We start from the raw sequence: 18,682 nt of genomic DNA, 5'->3' as shown, positions 1-18,682 counted from the left end.
CGGGCAGTGTAATGCCGCAGGCGGTCGAGCGGAAATGAATAGACTTAAAGCTGAACAGCCGGGAGGATTCCCGGCTGTTTTATCGCTATGCAGACTATTATACAGGGCTGCAAATGAAGGACGCAGAGTGGTGAGGTTACTTATTGCGATGATTATCCAAGATTTCGGGAGGAAATCCATGTGTTCTGCTGCGTCTTGCTATCCATAAGGCAAGGACCAGCAAGACAAACAACGCCCAAGGAAATGTCATAACACCCGTTGTTTCGAGAAGAATTCCACCAATTACACCGCCCCCGCCAATGGCCAGATTCCATGCGGTTACAAGCATGGATTGCGCTACATCTGCGCTCTTTCCGCCAGCTGTGGCCATTGCTGTTTGCAGCAGCGTAGCTGCTCCTCCGAACGTTAAGCCCCATACAGCAACTACCAGATAGATCACCGAAGGTTTGCTGCTGCCTATGCTGAGCAGGACAGATGCCAATGCAAATGCAGTGAGGCTAATCAGAACCAACAGCCTCAGGTGACGATCAATCCAGATACCGGTTAACCAGATGCCAAGAAGTGCGGTAATACCGAAAATAAGAAGCACCAAATCCACGATCCCTGGCAGCCCGGCTTGAGTAAGGAACGGTGCTATATAGGTATACAGGATATTGTGGGCCAATACCCAGGCCAGCACTACGAACAGGACCGGCCGCACTCCAGGGCTTGTGAAGACCTTACGTAGAGGAGGACGATGGTCTACAGCTTCTCCCGGATAATCCGGCAGCTTCCAGAGTATCCAAATAGTCAGCAGCAAAGCGAACAGTGACAAGACTCCAAAGATATTACGCCAGCCTGCAAGGTCACCTAAAAACGTTCCGGCTGGCACGCCAAACGCCAAAGCAAGCGGTGTTCCCGCCATTGCAATAGCCATAGCCCGTCCCTTAAGCTGCTCCGGTACCATGCGCCGTGCATAACCTGCGATCATTCCCCACAGGACACCAGCGGACACACCTGCGAAGAAACGGGCCGTTAGCGTCAGGGGATAGCTCGAAGATAAGGCAGTAACGGTATTGAATATGAGAAAACCAAGGATGCATACTAGCAGCAAGGGTCTCCGCCTCCAGCCGCGTGTTGCCGTGGTCAATGGAATGGCGGCGACTAACGAGCCCAGGGCATAGAGGGTAACAAGCTGACCTGCCATGGCCTCTGTGACTCCAAGCCCCTTACTGATCTGAAGCAGGAGCCCGGCGGGAATCGTCTCAGTCAGAATACAGATAAACCCGGTCATCGCCAGAGCAAGTAACCCGGCCCAGGGAAGGCGTACGGAAGCAGGAGAACTGGAGCTCTGCTGCGGGGAAGCAATGGTGCTGCTGCTCATCCCGGCGTTCTCTTTGGTATTGTTCATGATGGGTCCAATCTGCCATAGACGGCATTGCACAGGTCAACCGTGAACGGACCCGACATGCCCTCCAGTGCTGTATTGGTGAAGGCTACCACGCTTAGTCGCTGCTTGGCATCGACGAACCACGAATGGCCATAGGTACCGCCCATGCGCCATGTGCCTAGGGACTCTGCAGTATCTGCAGCAGCAGGATCTTTAAGCACTGTGAATCCCAGGCCGAAGCCTCGTCCCGGCCAGAAGGGCATGGAGAGGTCACCAATCTGGTTGGTAGTCATTTCGCGGACCAGCGATTCCGGCAGCAGGGGCGCCCCGCCCTTCCGCAACGTCTCCAGCAATTGGAGGAAATCTCCGGCGCTGCCGATCATACCGGCTCCCCCGGAAGCATAGGCAGTGCTGTCTAACGCCCGGCTCGGGGCGAGCCGGAATCCCGCCGTTCCTTCTACAAAGGCCAACCTGTCCGGATTCTCCATAGGCCGCAGGCCCGGAACATCATCGGCGTAAGCGGTGGCCAGCCGCTGCGGATCCACTGCAAGGAAGCCGGTATCCTTCATACCGAGTGGCCGGGTCACGAGCGTATCTATGGCTTCATTGAGCGTGGTTCCGGTAACCCTTGCGATCACCGCCCCCAGCACATCTGTTGCGATAGAATATCTCCACTCGGTGCCTGGTGTATAGAGGAGTGGAACAGACGCTAGCCGCTTCAGATTCTCTTCAAGCGTGATACCTGACTGATCCATGCCATCGGATACCCCGGCCAGCTCATAGGAGCCGCCTTCTTCTTGAAAGAAGCGGTAGGTCAGACCAGCGGTGTGCGTCATTAGGTGGCGTATCGTGATTTCCGCCCGCTTGCCGTTCTTCAGACGTGGCTGAAACTCCGGCAGCCAGCGGTCCACCCGGTCATCAAGCAGCAAGCGGCCTTGGGCCACTAGTACCAGAGCAGCTGTTGAGGTAATCGGCTTGGAAACCGATGCCAGCCGGAATAAGGTATCCTCCCGCATGGGCTGCTTCAGTTCACGGCTTGCAAAGCCGGCAGCCCGGCTATATAGGAGCTTCCCATCTACTGCTACCTTGATGACTGCGCCCGCCAGGCGCTTGTCGGTAAGCGTCTGCTCAATAACTTTATCAATGCGCGCCGGGAGGCGGTCTGGATTAATCGTGTTCAAATATTGTGTACTCAACAGTTATCATCCTTTCACTATAGTTAAAGCAAGGATTGCTTTACTAATGTAAGTATATTATATAAAATAAGTTAATCGGCTTACATAAGGCAACCAAGCTATGCTAGCCGTCCGGCGATTAAAAACAAGGCAGTTTGCACAAAGTTCCTTAAAATTAAAGGAGTTGAATGGAATGGACCATACGGATAAGCAGATTCTGTTTCATCTTCAGAGCCAAGCGAGAATATCTATGACGGAACTCGGGAAATGTGTGGGCCTATCACAACCAGCAGTGACAGAAAGAGTTAGACGTATGGAGGAAAATGGGGTAATCAGCGGGTATCGCACCATAATCTCACCGGAGAAGATTGGAAAACATGCGGCTGCCTATATGCTGTTTCACTCCAGAGAATGTACTGCCTTCATGGAATTCTGCCGCTCCTCTCCGGAGGTCGTTGAATGTTACCGGATCAGCGGAGAGCACAACTATCTGTTAAAAGTAATGACCGATTCCACGCAAGCCTTGGAGCAGTTCGGCAATGAATGCGATAAGTACGGGAACTATACGATTCTAATTGTGATGTCATCGCCCATAGACCATAAATATCTTATTCCTTCGCTGGAAGCGGCAGGCGTTAACCTGCTCGAATAGACAACAAGTAATGAGAAGCAAAAGAGCAGCAGAAGCCGTCCGACAATTTTAAAATATTCCTTGACGGGAATATTCCCATTAGGGTATATTGTGCATGTACCCGAAATACTAAAAGGCTTGATTAAAGGAATGCTGAAATGATGGACACAACGACATTTAGCGCACTTGCTGAGCCTACGCGGCTGCGGATGGTAGAGATCCTGAAAGACGGGCCGATGAGCGTAGGCGATATCGCCGAGCGGCTCGCGCTCCGTCAGCCTCAGGCCTCGAAGCATTTGCGTGTGTTGCTGGAAGCCGGACTGGTTGAGGTGGAAGCGGCGGCTAACCGCCGGAACTACAGGCTGCGTACGGAGCCGCTGAAGGCTATGGATGCCTGGCTGGAAGCTTACCGCAGGCTGTGGAGTGAACGCTTCGACAATCTGGATGACTATCTGCGGCAGTTACAGTCCGAAGACAAATGAATGACTATCAGGAGGGATTAGGAATGTCTGGCACAATGATTTCCCGAGTAGAAGGTCTTGAGCTGGTTCTGGAACGTGTATTCGATGCCCCGCGTGAGCTTGTATTCAAAGTATTTTCTGAGGCAGAGCATCTGAAGCAGTGGTGGGGCCCGCGCGGCTGGATTGTTCCCTTCTGCAGCGTTGATTTTCGTCCGGGCGGTATTTGGCATTACTGTATGAAGTGTGTCGATGAGAAGCAGGGGGAATTCTTCGGAATGGAATCCTGGGGCAAGGGCGTCTATCATGAAATTACTGATGGCGAGAGCTTTGTCTACACCGATTACTTCTCGGATGCCGAAGGCAATGAAACCGAAGGGATGCCGTCTACTTTGGTCAGCATGATCTTTGAAGAGACGGAGGGAGGCGGAACGAAGCTGATCAGCCGCTCGAAATATGAGTCCGAAGAAGCGCTCCGCACTGTCATGGATATGGGGATGATCCAGGGAATTACCGAAACCTGGGACCGTCTCGGGGAGCATCTGCAGTCGATTCAGTAAATTGCCGGAATTTATAGGAATGATATTATAGGGGCTGTTCTGATGCCGGATATAGGCAGGGACAGCCTCTTTTTGGTATAGAAGCCGAAGCTAAAGCCCCGTTTTGCGGGGTTATTTTGAGCCGGGAGATATCTATGTTAACCGGGGCCTGTTTAATTTCCCGATTTTCCGGTGAATGGGTAGTAGTGAATGAACTGACGGCAAGCGCGCCTGCGGAATTTGGGGATGGGCTTGTTTTGCAGTGTCCAAACAGGGAGGCTACAGGCATGGATAAGGCGTTGCTGGCACAAGTGAAGCGTTGGCATGACAAGAATGAATATCAGCAGATTGTGGACCGTCTTCTGGAGATTCCGCCAGAGGCAAGAGATTATGAATGTATCAGCCAATTGGGCAGAGCCTATAACAACCTGGGAGATTACGACAAAGCGCTGGAGCTCCTGCTCAGTATTGCGGAGGAAGGCAAGGAGGATTCGCTGTGGCAATTCCGCATAGGGTATTCTTACTATCATTTGAAGCAGTATGAGCAGGCGGTTCAGGCATTTACGCGTGCAGATGAACTGGAGCCGGGAGACGGAGATATTCAGAACATGCTGGAGTACAGCCGGGAAGGCGTGCAGCGTGAGGCCAGAGAGCAGGCCAGGCGTGCCGAAGCGATACATAATGCAAAATTGCTCAGAGAGAGCGGCGGCAGAGACCTTGGGTCTTTCCTTGATTTCTGTGCGGATTTCTGGGAGGACAGCGACTATGCCTTGAAGGAGTATGTCTCTCCGCTGCCCAGTGACGAGTTGATTGCTTCAGTCGAGCAAGAACTGGGCTATAAGCTGCCAGCTTCTTACATCGTCATGATGAAGCAGCATAACGGGGGGATTCCGCGGAATACATGTTTTCCGGTGAATGAATCTACCTCCTGGGCGGAGAACCATGTCGCGATATCAGGAATTGCCGGGATTGGCCGTGACAAAAGCTACTCCCTCTGCGGAGAGCTGGGCAGCCGCTTCATGATTGAGGAGTGGGGTTACCCCGACATTGGCGTGGTCTTCGGAGACTGTCCTTCTGCCGGACATGATGTCATCATGCTGGATTACCGGCACTGCGGTCCTGAGGGTGAGCCCGAGGTGATTCATGTGGACCAGGAGGGTGACTATGAGATTACGTTCCTGGCCCCGGATTTTGAGACTTTCATTCGCGGGCTGGTGAATGAGGAGGTCTACGATACCTCGGAGGAGGATAAGCAGGAGGATCTGCAGAAGGTAGCGTCCGCTCCATTCTCTCCGCTGCTGCAGGAGCTGTGCAATAAGGTTACGGAAGTGGACCATATAGAAGGGATCATCCGCAAGATCTGCACTGCCATCGTAGAGGAGAAGGGCCATTTCTCTCTTCATGCGGACGAGCGGTCCACCTTGATGTATGATCTGCAATTCTGGCTCTATACGCGCGTCTACCCGAATACGAGCCGTGACCAATATCTTGAAGTATATTCCAAAATGATCGCGTTCGGCGGTGAATTCAGCACGGGCGGATATGCCCCGGGCTTCATCACGGACTGGCTGGATGATCGTATCCGGCAGGGCATGATCGTGAACGCGAACGGGACACTCCGGTTCACAGATGAGGCAAAGGAACAGTTATTGAAGAAGCTGAAGGAGGCGGAATCGGCGGGAGCTGCGGATCTGAAGCCTTTCATAATCGTGGAGCAGGATAACGGCGGCAAGTCCGTGATTCTGAATGCAGGAAGCTATAAGACGGAGGTATTCGCCGCACGGGAAGACGAGGGCTTCGAGGGCAACGGATATGATTGGGCCTCTCTGGCTGCGGTCTTCCTGGAGGAGCAGATGCCTGAGCTATCCGGAATTGTCCGCTTCGACCCGGAGGCCGGTATGTTCTGCGCCTATTCCTCTGACGGTGAGGCGCTAGTCAAGTTCGCCACTGCCTTCAAGCAAGCTTGTGAGGACGATGCGCTCATCCGCGATCTGTTGTCGCGCGCGGAGCTGGATTAGGGGAATCAGACGGGGCTGCCTGTATATGGGCAGTCCCGTTCTTTTATAAGGGGAACTACATCGAAAATATATTATGATAACTTAAATTATAAAATTCTTGTCAATGATGAAGAATTAAATATTGAAGACTTAAATGCTGCCCCTAACCAAGTTATTATGCCTTTACAGGATGCTGGGGGCATAACATGGCTTAGTCATTACTACAGTACGAATGATCTGTCCTCTTATGTATTTACTGGCTATCAGTCAATGAATTATAATTGGATTGGTAACAATAACTCACATAGAGAACCAGAAGGCGCTCATGTGTATAAGAGTGGTGTTAAGCCAAGCAACACGTGATTTTTAACTACTAAGAAGGCTGTTGATTTATTTAGCCATTCTTACGCAGACTTTAGACAGGCTCAATATGTAATGTACGCGGAAGCAGTGGCATCAGGATGGACGGGGGCTATACTTCTTTGGAGTGGATGGGGATGGGTTGCTGCTGGTGGGGCTATGTCAGTTCTTGCAGGTATAACTATTAATTCATTTAACACTGCTAAGAATGATATGTAGAAAGCTTACACTTATATGGTAAAACTATAAAATTTATTAGTTGGGTTTGATCTACTATGATATTAAATATACTTATAGGAATTGGGATCATTTGGCTTGCTTATTATAGTATTTACTCAGCCTATAAAAAAGATCGCACTCCTCAAAGTGTTTCACTAAGTCTTGTAACTACCTTTACCTTGTTTGGTGCCTCACTTCTTTTGGCGAATAAAAATGACAGTTATTATATTTTGGTAGCTATAAGCATCGCTATTTTGCTTCATAATATCAGCATTTTTTTTAACAGACGAAAAAGAAAATAAAGTTCTTCAACAAAACCATTCTCAATGAGCATGGTTTTGTTTTTATTTTCTTAAGGTTCGAGCAAAGTGCTCAGGGATAATACTATTTTCCTTTCCAATCAGATTCTAGCTAAGTTAGAGTGCATAAGTAAGGGTGCCGTCACCAAAACTCCAGCATTAAACAATGGTCCGTGCGCATCTCCAAAGTACCCCGTTACTTTTTTTAGGTTGAATATATAGTGTAGCCAGCACTTCCCGATTGATCTTAGTAAGAGCTTCTATCTCGTGTGTACTTTTGCCACTTATCAAAGTCATATGTTCATCTAACGCCTCCCGGCGGTCGGTATGATCCTCGAAACGGAAAATTTCTTCAGTGGGAATTTGGAAGGCGGCTATTATTTTCTCCAGTGTCTCCAAAAAAATATTGCGGTCTCCGCGTTCGACCCCACCTATATAGCTGTAGTGAAGTGACGCAGCTTCCGCCAGTTGTTCCTGGGTCAATCCTTTTGCTTATCTAAGCTCGCGTATCCGAGTTCCTACACTTTCTGGTAAATTCATGGAATCACCTCAGGAATGCTTATGCCTCAAAAGCTCCTTTTACCTCGTCAACAATCCTCTGTAAAGTGCTGATTTGCTTCAAGCTCAACCTGCTGATAATAACCGCATATTCATCAAGGGCTTTCCGCTGTGCAGCTTCAGTCTCGTTGAGACCCTGAGAATGGAGAAATAACTCGCCGGGTTGAATTTGTAATGCGGTTACGATCTTTTCCAAGGTATCTATAGAAAAATTCCGCTCTCCACGCTCAACTGCTCCTATGTACGCATCATCCAAGTTGGATAGCTCGGCTAATTGCTGTTGTGTTAATCCTTGGGCCTTCCTTATAGCTCGCATTCGGTCTCCGACCGTGTTCCGTAAGTCTGTCATAGCGTAGTATTCTCAAAGGTCATGTTTCTTCTCTTCCCACTCTAAAACCGATTTTAGCAAACTAAGTGCCATTTTCTGATCTTCTGAGGGGCGCTCAACCAGTAACTCTATAATCTGACTAAGAGCATCCTTTTGCTCCATGGGTCCAATATAACGGAACAGTTCCTCTAGCGATATGTTTAACCCTGTAACGACCTTTTCCAAGGTCTCAAGCGTGAGGTTCTTTTCTCCGCGTTCAACTTGACCCACATAATTAGTATGTAGACCGGACCGTTCTGCAAGCTGTTCTTGCGAGAGGTTCATTTCTTTGCGTAATCTTCGGATGCGTTCCCCGATTCTTTTTACAAGCTCTGTTTTGGACTCGTCTGACATCTTGGCTCACCTCATGACAAGCTTAACTGAGTAAATGCGCCTTATTAACACTCTATAAATTGTATTTGACTTTTAAATAACATTTATAGATAATGAAAGTGCGTACCATTATTTACTTTTAGTTCAAAAAAATACGTCTTACTAAAGAAAACATAAATACTTCCTAAAAACGAAGGAGGTCCCACCCATGCGCCCTTCCGTTCTAAAATTACTTAATCCGGACATTATCGTTGAAATGCTGGAAATGGCGTATCGCTTAGAGGATTGGGATAAGGTGCTGAATACGGCAGGTATTCTGTACAGTTACGCGCAGTGTATCTATGAGGAGCGGCAGTATCACAAGGCTACAGGGCATCCGGTACCGCTTATGGACATGCAGCGTCCGCTTGTATATTATTTCGGGTTCAGTCATTTGATGCGGGGCTTCGCTTATCAGAAGCAGCAGAAGTATGACGACGCTAGAGAGATGATATACCGCTATGCTGAGCTGGGCTGGATTGAGGATTTGGGGGTAGAAGGGGAGGCGATTGCCGAGGAGTTCAGAGGATTGGCACGTGCTAACCTGTATGCGGTGGAGATTCTCTCAGGGAAGACTGGACTTCTGGAGGAATATTGCTGTTTCTTGCAGGATCATCCGGAGGAGCTGTTGCCGGGGTTAGGGACTATTTTGCAGGCTGCGGTGGATTACAGGCTAGATGTGGATGATCTGCTGCATACGTTCGCGGAGCAGAGTGCCGGGTTTGGGGACTATGAAGATGCAGGCAATCTCTTGCACTATTTCAGCTATTGTTATCATTTAGCGCTATATCATAAACGGGCAGGCAGAATACAGGAGGCACTGGACTGGATGATGCAATCTTTAAGACTGGCCCACCAGTCCAGGCATGACGGGAATTTCAAGCGCTGTCTGGCGTTGTTCGAAGCACTGTGGGAAGGAGTGACGGACGAACAGGCCGGGGAATATCATGAATTGGTACAGAAGTGTCTTGGTCAAATGGTTTGAAGTCCCGTCATGTATATGTGGAGTGGTATTCAAATCTTGTCCTTCTTCCGTAAAAGAAAAAATACTCCGCCAATCAAAAATCCGCTGATTACCCCTGCCAAGACAGACTTCAGGATACCGAATACCAGGTCTATGGCTGTACCGTCTGGTATTGCAGTCAGATTCACAATGAATAGCAGACTGAATAAGATTGATGTGACCAGAAAAGATTTTGAGGCAAGGAATCGTTTCATGCTTATCCTCCATTCAGGTAAGATATCCTTTACTTCAATGACTCCCTGTAATTTTACCATAATAACCCTGAAAAATAACCAGACAAGCAGGTAGGGTACACTTAATCATATGAATAATCGTCTGCAGCGGCGGGTGTTAAGCTTACGGATGTGGTGAACCCCAACAGCAGCCCCTCCTGCCGGAGTGGGCTGCTGTTGGGGCTGCCTCAATGCAACAATCTTACGGTTTCAAAAGCACCCGGTGAACCCCTTGGCTTCCGCCCGGTGCAGTTCCGAGATATAAATATCCTCCTTGGCTTACGGCAGTGGTGATCCCGTACAAGGTTCCTGCCGGATCATGCCAGCTGCTCACAAGCTCGCCTTCGGGGCCGTATTCTGCGACAAGTCCGTGCTTCACCGGCGCACTTGCTCCATTTAACAAGGTCTGCGGAACCTTGGACATCGTCGCGGCTATCCAGGGATGACTGTGCATGTAATCGGCAAAAGCCAGCCGGGTTGTAAATACCCCTACCCAGAAATGCCCCTGTTCATCACGGGTGATATTGTCCGGGAACCCCGCCAGATTCTCCGCAAAAAGATCGGAGGTTCCTTGCTTAGGCCCCTTCAGCCAGTACCGGGTCAACTGATAATGGTACGATTCAGCAACAAGCACGAAATCTTCTTCTGCAGACAATGCGACCCCATTGGCAAAATATAAATCCTTCAGCAGAACGGTAGTCTGCCGGGTCTGCGGATCATATCTCAACAACCGTCCATGCGGTTTGTTCTCGGCGATCTCTTTGAACATGACCTTGCCGTAGTTAGAGGTATCGGAGAAATAGATCATTCCGTCCTGCGCGATGTCCAGCTCGTTCGCCAGATAGATCGGCCCTCCGTCCACTTCAGTGGCCAATACTTCAATTTTTCCATCCGGGTCAATCGACAGCAGCCCCTTCTGAATATCCGTCACAATCAGATTTCCGGCAGCATCGAATTTCAGCCCGTTAGGTGTTCCCTGGGTATCGGCGAACACTTCGGCTGGCTGCGCTTTACCTTCCGCATCGAAGGCCACTCTGTAGATTTTGCCGTCAGAGTCGCCTGTATACAGGCGGCCCGTAGCATCAAAAGTGATAAATTCCGGGAACTTCGCACGGTCTGTCACAAGCTCTGCGGAGCTAAGCTTGCTGTTCTCTTTCCAAGGGCCATCCTGCTCAAAAGAAGGGGCGGCAGGTGCAGACCACACGGCAGGCTCTACCGGGGCTGGCATCAGAAGGAATCCGGCGATTCCCAGCACGATTATTCCGAGCAGGATCAAGCTCCATCTGCGGATATGCTTACCGGCGGACCGTTTGCGTTGATTAGTTTCTGTAGACATTACACATTCTCCTTAGGGTTTGTAGGGCGAAGCATACCACCGACCAGGCGCAGGCTTTGTCTGCGGGTCATGAACCGGGTAATCTGGGCACTCAGGTAATTGCGGAGCCCCGGAACAACGTACTGTTTTCCTCTGGCCATAGCGCGCAGTGTAAGGGCCACTACCCGCTCCGGCGAGTCCTTCGCGCCGCCGACAGAGGCATCCTCCGTACCCACCACGTTGAAGAAATTGGTCTCCGTCGAGCCTGGACACAGGGCGAAGAATTGGACGCCGCGATTACGATTCTCCCAGTAGAGGGCATCGGTGAAGGATAAGACAAAAGCTTTGGTCGCCCCATAGACGGCCATATAAGGCAGCGGCTGAAAGCCTGCTGTAGACGATACATTGATCACCGTGCCTGCCCCTCTGTGGAGCATTCCGGGAAGGAAGAGATGTGTCATATCGACTACAGCGGCGACGTTGAGCATCACTTCTTCATGCTGTCGTTCGCCGGAGACCTGCTCAAACAGGCCATGGGTGGCGAATCCCGCATTGTTAACCAGCAGATCTATACTCAGGCCAAGCTGTTGGCATTGCTGGTACAGCTCTCCGGCAGCGCCTTCGAGCGATAGATCCAGCGGAATCACCCGGCACTGAACTCCATGGCTGCGCGTCAATTCGGCTGCGAGCGCCTCGAGTTTGCTTTTGGTTCTGGCGACCAGCACCAGATGACTGCCTTCCTTGGCCAATTGTCTGGCGAACTGTTCGCCGATTCCCGAAGAGGCTCCGGTGATTAACGACCATTTCCCTTTAATATTCATGTTTTCTGCTCCTTTTGAACCGATGTTTTGTAATGGAAACAACGTTACCGAGCGATTAAAAAAAATAAGAACACTCCTTATAGTCATACAAACAACTCGGTAACAGTGTTTCCTTTGTGAATCATAGTAACTAAAATGATACGATTGTGTCAATGCTTTTTTTCGCGCAAGGGGTTTCATTGACAACCTATGTTCAAATGTTTAGAATTCCTGTTAGAACCCGGCAACTCTGTTGCTGGTCAATAACACGATAACCGAATGAAGGTGATTCTTATTCATAACGAAGACCAATCTCCGCCATCCACGGGCCGTATCTTAAAGACCTATCAGGAAGCCCGTCTGCAAAACACGGAGAATCTCCGTAAGCTGGTGGTGGATGCGGCCGCAGCCATCCTGCAGGAAGAAGGGACGGAGGCCGTCACTGTGCGCAGAGTATCGCAAAGAATGGGCTGTTCCACCAAGATCATCTATAGTCTATTTGTCAATAAAGAGGGGCTGGCCCAGCAATTGTATCTGGAAGGATGTAAGCTGCTGGCCCGGCGGTTTGAAGAAGTGCCGCCGTCCGCTGACCTCCGGCAGCATCTGCTGGAGCTGGGCGAAGCGTTCTGGCAGTTCGGGCAGGACAATACCAGCTATTATAAGCTGATGTTCGGAGGTGCTTTTGCCGAGTTCAAGCCGGATGCGGAGAGTATGCAGGGAACGCTGACGGCCATACACCGTCTGCTGGTGCTAATCAGCACTGCCCAGGAGCAAGGCCAGATATCGGATCAGGAAGAGACCGGGACCCTGGTCAGCACGATATGGGCATCGCTGCACGGCGTGATCCATCTGTATATGGGCGGATTCCTTGGCGATACCGAAGCAGCCCATGCCGTATACCGGCATACTCTGGCATTACTGTCCCAATCCTTGTTTGCGGTACCCGGGGCAGGCAGAGGAGCGAACAGCGAATGATAGCATTAATCTTGGCTGCGGGATATGCCACCCGCCTGTATCCGTTAACGATAGACACGCCGAAGCCGCTGCTCCCGGTTCAGGGGAGCCGGACCATTCTGGATCTGCTCGCCGCCCGTCTGGAGGTGCTGGAGGAGATTTCGGAGATTCTGATTGTGACGAATGAGCGCTTTTTTCATGCTTTTGAACAGTGGGCCAGGCAGTACCTGGGGAGCAAGCCGGTCCGCATCCTCAATGACGGCACCTCCTCGCCTGAAGGCCGGTTAGGGGCCATTGGCGATATCCAGTTTGTGCTGGAGCGGGAACAGGTGCAGGACGATCTGCTGGTTCTGGCCGGGGACAATGTGCTTGGATTTGGCCTTGAGGGGTATTTGGACTATTTTCACAAGGTGGGTACGGACTGCATTCTGGTGCGGACGGTGGATGATCCGGCAGAGCTTCGCAGTATCGGTGTGGCCGAGCTGGATGCGCAGATGCGGGTCTTATCTCTGGAGGAAAAGCCGCAGGTGCCCCGCTCGAACATTGGCGTGTTCGCGTTGTATATCTATAAACGGTCTACGCTGCCGCTGTTCTCCCGTTATCTGGCTGAGGGGGGCAACCCGGATGCGCCGACGTATTTCCCCGAATGGCTGCATTCCCGCCAGGAGATACGGGCCTACTATACGGAGGGCACGATAGAGGATGTCGGTACCCCGGAGGCCTATGCAGAGATGCAGATCAGGCTGGGGGAACAGACAGAGTAACGGTCCAAAATACAAACGCACGGGCAGAGGGCGAACCTCTCTGTACCCGTGCGTTTTGTGTTACGGCTCTATGCCGTAGATCAGCGTGCCATTATGGTACACAGTAATCCGGTCATTGGCAGTGAAGCTGGTTAAGAGCGGCCGGAAGGAGTAATCGTTGGCCTGGTTGTAATTCGCATAGTTATCCTTGTGGATACGGAACTGGATCTCTCCGGTCGAGCCGGAAGCTGACAGGTTGCCCGCCCCCTCCTTGAAGGAGATTTCAGCGTAGGCATCGGCGTTCGGGACCGGAGCTGTGAGCGGAACGATGGTGGTGCGGATATTATTTTTGCCGACGACAGCGTAGTCAATCTCCATAGTATGCGCGGAGCTGCCGTCTTGGGTGAACCAGTAACGGATCGTGAACTGGCTTAGCGGGACAGGGACGGCGGAAGTGCTCTTCAACTGGAGGCTGGCCCGGATCGAACCCGCAGTGTTGCCGGTCTCATCGGTGCGGTAGAGCGGCGTGGCGGTTACAGCTCCCGTCCCGGGGCCGCCGGGCTCCTCAATCGGAGGGAAGGTAACCGCCTTCATGATCCGGTTCAGCATCTGCTGCTTCGGCCGGTTCCAGCTCACCCAATCATCCAGCAGCAGGCCGCCGGTATCCCCGCTGTTGGGGTTCAGTGTCCAGTAGGTCCAATAGAGATCATTCGTGCCGATGTAATCGACTAGTGCATTTTGCCACTTCCCTTCAACCGAGAGGGAGTCCACGCTGCGGCCTCCGAATTCACCGAGGATCAGCGGGGCGATGTTCTCTTTGCTGATATAGCCCCAGGTCTGGTCCCATATCGCAGGCAGGTTCGCCGGAAAAGCAGGATCGCTGAACCAGGGCTGATCGGAGACACCGGGACCGTAATCATGCGGGGAATACACCACTTGGTTCGGTACGGTAAGCGTTACCGGATAATTCCGCACCCCGGTCAGGTTCCCGCCCCACCAATATTTGCTCGTATTTCCCTGCACATTCTTCTCAATGCCTTCGACAATAATCAGCCAGTGCGGATTCACGGCAAGAATCGCATTCCCTGCCCGCTCGGCCGCGAGCCGCCAGTCTGTGCTGAGATCGCCGGTCCCCCAGCTTGCCGTGCCGTGAGGCTCATTATGCAGGTCCGCGCCGATCACCGTAGGGTTATCCGCATATCTTGCAGCCAGCATCACCCAGTCACTGATCCAGCGGGATTCGGGATAAGCGGCGGTATACCAGAGCGCCGATTGCCCGCCGGAATCGGGACGGTGGCGGTCCAGGAAGATCTGAATGCCGCGCTGGCCGGCTTTTTCGATTAAGGTATCCATAATTTCGATGGGAGTCAGGCCGGTCAGGTCCGGGTTTTTGGCATAATCAATGCTGTTGGCCTGGGAAGCCGGATCGAACATTTGACTGCTGAACGGAAGGCGAATCAAGTTGTACCCTTCTGCGCGCACCTGGTCGAGCACATCATCCATGGAACGTGACCATAATCCGTGAGGGGAATAGTTGGCTGTCTCGAACCCAAACCAGTTGAGTCCGTTGAATACGGCCGGGTTCCCCTGCGAATCGACAATCCGGCTGCCCGAGGTTTGGTAAAAAAGCTTCGCTGCCCCCTCAGCCTTCACCGGCTGTCCGGCAATAGCGGCGGTACCTGCAAGCAGTGTTAAAGCCAAAAGCATTGTCCCCAGTGTCTTGAAACCAAAGGTCATTCATCTTCCTCCTCGTATATGGTTCTTGATAAAATCGAACTTTATATCATACGGGTAAAATGAAAACCTATTCATCCCGGACAGGTCTAAATTATGGAAAATTATTGAATTAATTAGGAGTGCTTTACCGGCGTGGCCGTATCTCTCCTTAATGGCTATTAAAATTACAAATTACAAGAATCACATCTAGCTTAAAAAGGTAATTATTGCTATAATTACTAATGTAAGCGATTGATATCAACGGAGCGTATACATACAGTTACAGCCTTAACGGGTACAGTCAGCAAACTATTCAATCCGAGAGAGGAGATTAAGAGAATGTTTAGAATGAAAGCTATACAATGGGCAGCTATCGGGTCGCTTGTCGTGTCTTTATTTGTGGGGTCGCTGGCGGTGGGCGGGGAGAAGGTGTTCGCTGCCGATTGCTCGGCCGGGTATGTAGCACTAACGTATGATGACGGGCCGAATCCAAGCACCACGACGAATCTGCTTAATGCTCTGCAGCAGAATGGCCTGCGCGCCACGTTCTTCAATATCGGGCAGAATGCGCAGAACAATCCCTCGCTTGTACTGGCCCAGAAGAACGCAGGAATGTGGATCGGCAACCACTCCTGGTCGCATCCTAATCTGACACAGTTGGGCGCTTCCCAGGTCACGTCTCAGATTACGCAGACGCAGCAGACGCTGCAGTCTATTACCGGCACCGCTCCGAAGCTGTTCCGTCCGCCGTACGGGGCGACCAACGCGACTCTCAAGTCCATCGAGGCCCAGAACGGCCTTACCGAAGTGCTCTGGAACGTGGATTCCCAGGACTGGAACGGAGCGGGAACCGCCCAGATCGTGGCCGCTGTCGGCACGATGAAGAATGGGGATGTGATCCTGATGCATGACCAGTATCAGCCCACGCTCCAGGCAGTTCCGCAGATTGCGCAGAATCTCCAGAACCGCGGTCTGTGCTCCGGTATGATCTCGCCAAGCACCGGCAGGGCGGTTGCGCCTGATGGCGGCAATGGTCCTGGGCCCGCTGTAACGAAGGTAGAGGCGGAGAACATGACCAAGGCTGGTCAATACACCGCCAATATCAGCGCCCCTTTTACAGGAGTTGCCTTATACGCAAATAATGATTCTGTGAAGTACACTCAGAATTTCGCCAGCGGCACCCATAATTTCTCCCTGCGCGGAGCTTCCAATAACGCCAATATGGCCAGGGTGGACCTCAAAATCGGCGGGGTGACGAAGGGGACCTTCTACTATGGCGGAAGCAGCCCTGCGGTCTATACGATCAGCAATGTCAGCCATGGAACCGGCAATCAGGTGATTGAGCTGGTGGTTACCGCCGATGACGGGACTTGGGATGCTTATATTGATTATCTGGAAATCAACTAAAGCTACAATATTGAAGGGGGTGCCCCAGCCGGCTAGAACATAGCTGACGGGGCACCCCCTTTTATAGCCCAATCCTTCTCTGTCAGTCTTCAGATCTGCTACAGCTCCCTCAAGGCAACTGTACATAGAATGTCACGGACTCTCCGGCCACGCTCTTTGCATAGATCTTCCCTTTATGCTGGTCCACAATCGACTTGGCGATAGCCAGACCCAACCCGTAGCCGCCCTGCTTGCGCGCTCTGGAGGTATCCGTACGGTAAAAGCGGTCAAAGATCCGCGACAGATGCTCCGCCGCAATGCCTTCCCCCGTATTCGTGACGGAGAGGAGCACACCGGTGTTCAGCTTATAGAGCGAGATGTGTACAGAGCCCTTGGGATTCGTATATTTCACTGCGTTATCCAGCAGAATCATCACCACCTGCTTGATCTGCTCGCTGTTGCCCGGCACGGTAAGGCCCGGCTGGATGTCATAATCGAAGGAGAGATTCTTCTCGAAGATGACCGCCTCCATGGTCAGAATAATATTCTCTGCCGCCTCGCTCATGTTGAACCTGCTGTGGAGCTTCCCGGTCCGCGAGTCATCCATCTCCGTCAGGTACAGCAGATCGCCTGTCAGCCGCGTCATACGCTCCGTTTCGGACTTGATATATTGCAGCCACTTTGCCTGATTACCGATTGTATCCTCACTGTTCGCTAGCAGCACATCCGCGTTGGTGTTAATGATCGTCAGCGGCGTCTTCAGCTCATGGGAGGCGTCGGCAATGAACTGCTTCTGCTTGTCAAAAGCCTCCCGCACCGGCGCAATCGAGCGTCCCGCAAAGTAGCGGCTGGTGAAATAGAGGATGACCAGCGTCAGCAGGCCGACAGCCGCGAAGGTATAGATCAGGTTCGTCAGGATCTGCTGCTGGGCGGTGATGTCCATGAAGACAAATTGTTGTCCGCTGCTTGCAGGCTTCACCATGAAGATCCAGCGGCTGCCGTCCAGTGTGAACCGGCCGGTGTCCTTGCCCTGGCTGAGCGCCTCCTTCAGCGCGGCGGTATAGAGCTCATCGTCCATGGTGAATTTCGATTCCTTGCCGGTCAGCGTTCCGCTGGCATCGGTCTGCACCTTGAAGGAGACGGAACGTTCCGGCTGGTAAGGGTCGATTGGTCCCTGGCCCGCAGGCATTGCCCCGCCGCCTGAACCGCGCGGGCCTTGTCCGTCGCCCGGACCCCGCTCTTGCATGTCCGCAATCCGGTGGAGCGCCATATAGATGTCAGCCTGCACATTGCGGTACGTGAAGATGTAGATGGCGGCGAAGGCCACCAGCATGATAATGGAGATGGTGACCAGATTGACAATCAGGAACCGGGTGCGGAGTTTATTGAACATCAGGCACTCCCCTCCAGCACATACCCTACGCCCCTAATCGTGCTGATGCGCACCTCCGAGTTCAGGAAGGCCAGTTTTTTACGCAAAAAAGAAATATAGACCTCCACGTTGTTATGCTCCGCCTCGGAATCGAACCCCCATAGCTTCTCAATGATCTGCTCCTTCGAGGTGACTGCCTGCTTCCTTAGGATCAGCAGCTCCAGCAGCTCCGTCTCCTTCAGATTCAGCTTCATCTCCTTGCCCTTTACCGTCAGCTTCGGGTTAGCCGTATTCAGCTCCAGATCCCCGAATTTCAGGGCATCGTCTGGAATCACCTCGCCCTTACGCCGCAGGGCAGCCCGGATACGGGCCAGCAGCTCCTCTGAAGCGAACGGCTTGGCGATATAATCGTCAGCTCCATGATCGAGTCCGGTCACCATGTCGGTGATCTCTCCTTTAGCGGTAAGCATGATGACCGGTGTGGAGAAGCCGTCCTTGCGCAACTCCTTCAACACGCTGATTCCATCCAGCTCCGGCATCATAATATCCAGCAGCAGCAGGTCATAGATCCCGCTCTGCGCATAATCAAGACCGGAACGGCCGTCGTGGACTGCGTCTACCGAATAATGGTGCTTTTTGAGGATTTGGGTTAAGGCCTCCGCCAGATGGATCTCGTCTTCTACGATTAATATTCTCATGGGATGGCTCATCCTCTTCTTAAGTAATGGATTTGCAGCTGCTGCCATTATATCAAGGGGACCTTTAATCAACCTTAATCCATTTAAGATTCGTTAAAGGTTCGGGGGATAAGATACA

At 51.8% G+C, this 18,682-nt stretch carries 18 protein-coding genes; 8 read left to right on the top strand and 10 right to left on the bottom strand.

Going from position 1 to position 18,682, the window contains the following annotated elements; translation table 11 throughout:
- Positions 1 to 136 precede the first annotated feature (136 nt).
- The gene (locus tag MHH28_RS21385) at positions 137 to 1,363 is read right to left on the bottom strand and encodes an MFS transporter (RefSeq protein WP_405117203.1); all 1,227 of its coding nucleotides are present in this window, start codon (positions 1,361 to 1,363) and stop codon (positions 137 to 139) included.
- Positions 1,364 to 1,386: 23 nt separating this feature from the next.
- The gene (locus tag MHH28_RS21380; RefSeq protein WP_405105332.1) at positions 1,387 to 2,565 is read right to left on the bottom strand and encodes a serine hydrolase domain-containing protein; all 1,179 of its coding nucleotides are present in this window, start codon (positions 2,563 to 2,565) and stop codon (positions 1,387 to 1,389) included.
- A 172-nt stretch (positions 2,566 to 2,737) separates the two neighbouring features.
- Between MHH28_RS21380 and MHH28_RS21375 the strand changes: the two genes are divergently transcribed.
- The 4 genes from MHH28_RS21375 to MHH28_RS21360 all read left to right on the top strand — a co-directional run bounded on the left by MHH28_RS21375 (position 2,738) and on the right by MHH28_RS21360 (position 6,190).
- Entirely contained in the window at positions 2,738 to 3,196 is a 459-nt protein-coding gene (locus tag MHH28_RS21375; RefSeq protein WP_076156441.1) for an Lrp/AsnC family transcriptional regulator, read from the top strand.
- 140 nt (positions 3,197 to 3,336) lie between these two features.
- Positions 3,337 to 3,657, top strand: a complete 321-nt coding sequence (locus MHH28_RS21370) for an ArsR/SmtB family transcription factor (protein ID WP_405117202.1) — start codon at positions 3,337 to 3,339, stop codon at positions 3,655 to 3,657.
- Positions 3,658 to 3,680: 23 nt separating this feature from the next.
- Positions 3,681 to 4,193: an SRPBCC domain-containing protein gene (locus tag MHH28_RS21365; RefSeq protein WP_036691785.1), complete on the top strand. Its 513-nt coding sequence runs from the start codon at positions 3,681 to 3,683 to the stop codon at positions 4,191 to 4,193.
- 266 nt (positions 4,194 to 4,459) lie between these two features.
- Complete coding sequence (locus MHH28_RS21360; protein WP_405105329.1) at positions 4,460 to 6,190, top strand: Imm51 family immunity protein; 1,731 nt, start codon at positions 4,460 to 4,462, stop codon at positions 6,188 to 6,190.
- Positions 6,191 to 7,206: 1,016 nt separating this feature from the next.
- Here the strand turns inward: MHH28_RS21360 and MHH28_RS21355 are convergent.
- From MHH28_RS21355 to MHH28_RS21345, 3 genes are all read right to left on the bottom strand, one after another.
- A complete protein-coding gene (locus tag MHH28_RS21355; protein WP_405105327.1) occupies positions 7,207 to 7,530 on the bottom strand; it encodes a helix-turn-helix domain-containing protein in 324 nt (107 codons plus the stop codon).
- Positions 7,531 to 7,606: 76 nt separating this feature from the next.
- On the bottom strand, positions 7,607 to 7,954 hold the full coding sequence (locus tag MHH28_RS21350) for a helix-turn-helix domain-containing protein (RefSeq protein WP_405105325.1): 348 nt from the start codon (positions 7,952 to 7,954) through the stop codon (positions 7,607 to 7,609).
- A 12-nt stretch (positions 7,955 to 7,966) separates the two neighbouring features.
- Complete coding sequence (locus MHH28_RS21345; RefSeq protein ID WP_405105323.1) at positions 7,967 to 8,326, bottom strand: helix-turn-helix domain-containing protein; 360 nt, start codon at positions 8,324 to 8,326, stop codon at positions 7,967 to 7,969.
- A 187-nt stretch (positions 8,327 to 8,513) separates the two neighbouring features.
- Between MHH28_RS21345 and MHH28_RS21340 the strand changes: the two genes are divergently transcribed.
- Complete coding sequence (locus MHH28_RS21340) at positions 8,514 to 9,329, top strand: DNA-binding protein (RefSeq protein WP_405105321.1); 816 nt, start codon at positions 8,514 to 8,516, stop codon at positions 9,327 to 9,329.
- 453 nt (positions 9,330 to 9,782) lie between these two features.
- Here the strand turns inward: MHH28_RS21340 and MHH28_RS21335 are convergent, their stop codons facing one another.
- Positions 9,783 to 10,916, bottom strand: coding sequence for an SMP-30/gluconolactonase/LRE family protein (locus tag MHH28_RS21335; RefSeq protein WP_405105319.1), 1,134 nt, complete (start codon positions 10,914 to 10,916; stop codon positions 9,783 to 9,785).
- Positions 10,916 to 11,716, bottom strand: coding sequence for an SDR family NAD(P)-dependent oxidoreductase (locus MHH28_RS21330; RefSeq protein WP_405105317.1), 801 nt, complete (start codon positions 11,714 to 11,716; stop codon positions 10,916 to 10,918). The genes MHH28_RS21335 and MHH28_RS21330 overlap by 1 nt, the downstream gene beginning before the upstream one ends.
- A 258-nt stretch (positions 11,717 to 11,974) precedes the next feature.
- On the opposite strand from MHH28_RS21330, the gene MHH28_RS21325 reads away from it, so the two are divergent.
- On the top strand, positions 11,975 to 12,670 hold the full coding sequence (locus tag MHH28_RS21325; RefSeq protein ID WP_405105315.1) for a TetR/AcrR family transcriptional regulator: 696 nt from the start codon (positions 11,975 to 11,977) through the stop codon (positions 12,668 to 12,670).
- Positions 12,667 to 13,413 carry a sugar phosphate nucleotidyltransferase gene (locus tag MHH28_RS21320; protein WP_405105313.1) on the top strand — a complete coding sequence of 249 codons (747 nt, stop codon included), beginning with the start codon at positions 12,667 to 12,669 and terminating at the stop codon, positions 13,411 to 13,413. Before MHH28_RS21325 ends, MHH28_RS21320 begins: the two co-directional genes overlap by 4 nt.
- A gap of 60 nt (positions 13,414 to 13,473) precedes the next feature.
- Here MHH28_RS21320 and MHH28_RS21315 read toward each other — a convergent pair whose 3' ends face one another.
- Positions 13,474 to 15,129: a cellulase family glycosylhydrolase gene (locus tag MHH28_RS21315; RefSeq protein ID WP_405105312.1), complete on the bottom strand. Its 1,656-nt coding sequence runs from the start codon at positions 15,127 to 15,129 to the stop codon at positions 13,474 to 13,476.
- Between the two features lie 318 nt (positions 15,130 to 15,447).
- Here MHH28_RS21315 and MHH28_RS21310 point away from each other — a divergent pair, with 318 nt between their 5' ends.
- Positions 15,448 to 16,515, top strand: a complete 1,068-nt coding sequence (locus MHH28_RS21310; RefSeq protein ID WP_405105310.1) for a polysaccharide deacetylase family protein — start codon at positions 15,448 to 15,450, stop codon at positions 16,513 to 16,515.
- A gap of 109 nt (positions 16,516 to 16,624) precedes the next feature.
- On the opposite strand, the gene MHH28_RS21305 is transcribed toward MHH28_RS21310, so the two are convergent.
- The gene (locus MHH28_RS21305) at positions 16,625 to 17,887 is read right to left on the bottom strand and encodes a HAMP domain-containing sensor histidine kinase (RefSeq protein WP_341346210.1); all 1,263 of its coding nucleotides are present in this window, start codon (positions 17,885 to 17,887) and stop codon (positions 16,625 to 16,627) included.
- Positions 17,887 to 18,564, bottom strand: a complete 678-nt coding sequence (locus tag MHH28_RS21300; protein ID WP_341346209.1) for a response regulator transcription factor — start codon at positions 18,562 to 18,564, stop codon at positions 17,887 to 17,889. The genes MHH28_RS21305 and MHH28_RS21300 overlap by 1 nt, the downstream gene beginning before the upstream one ends.
- Between the last annotated feature and the right edge of the window lie 118 nt (positions 18,565 to 18,682).

Origin of the sequence: Paenibacillus sp. FSL K6-1217, from assembly GCF_045040735.1 — a bacterium.
GTDB lineage: Bacteria > Bacillota > Bacilli > Paenibacillales > Paenibacillaceae > Paenibacillus_AQ.
This window is presented reverse-complemented; position numbering and strand designations above follow the sequence as displayed.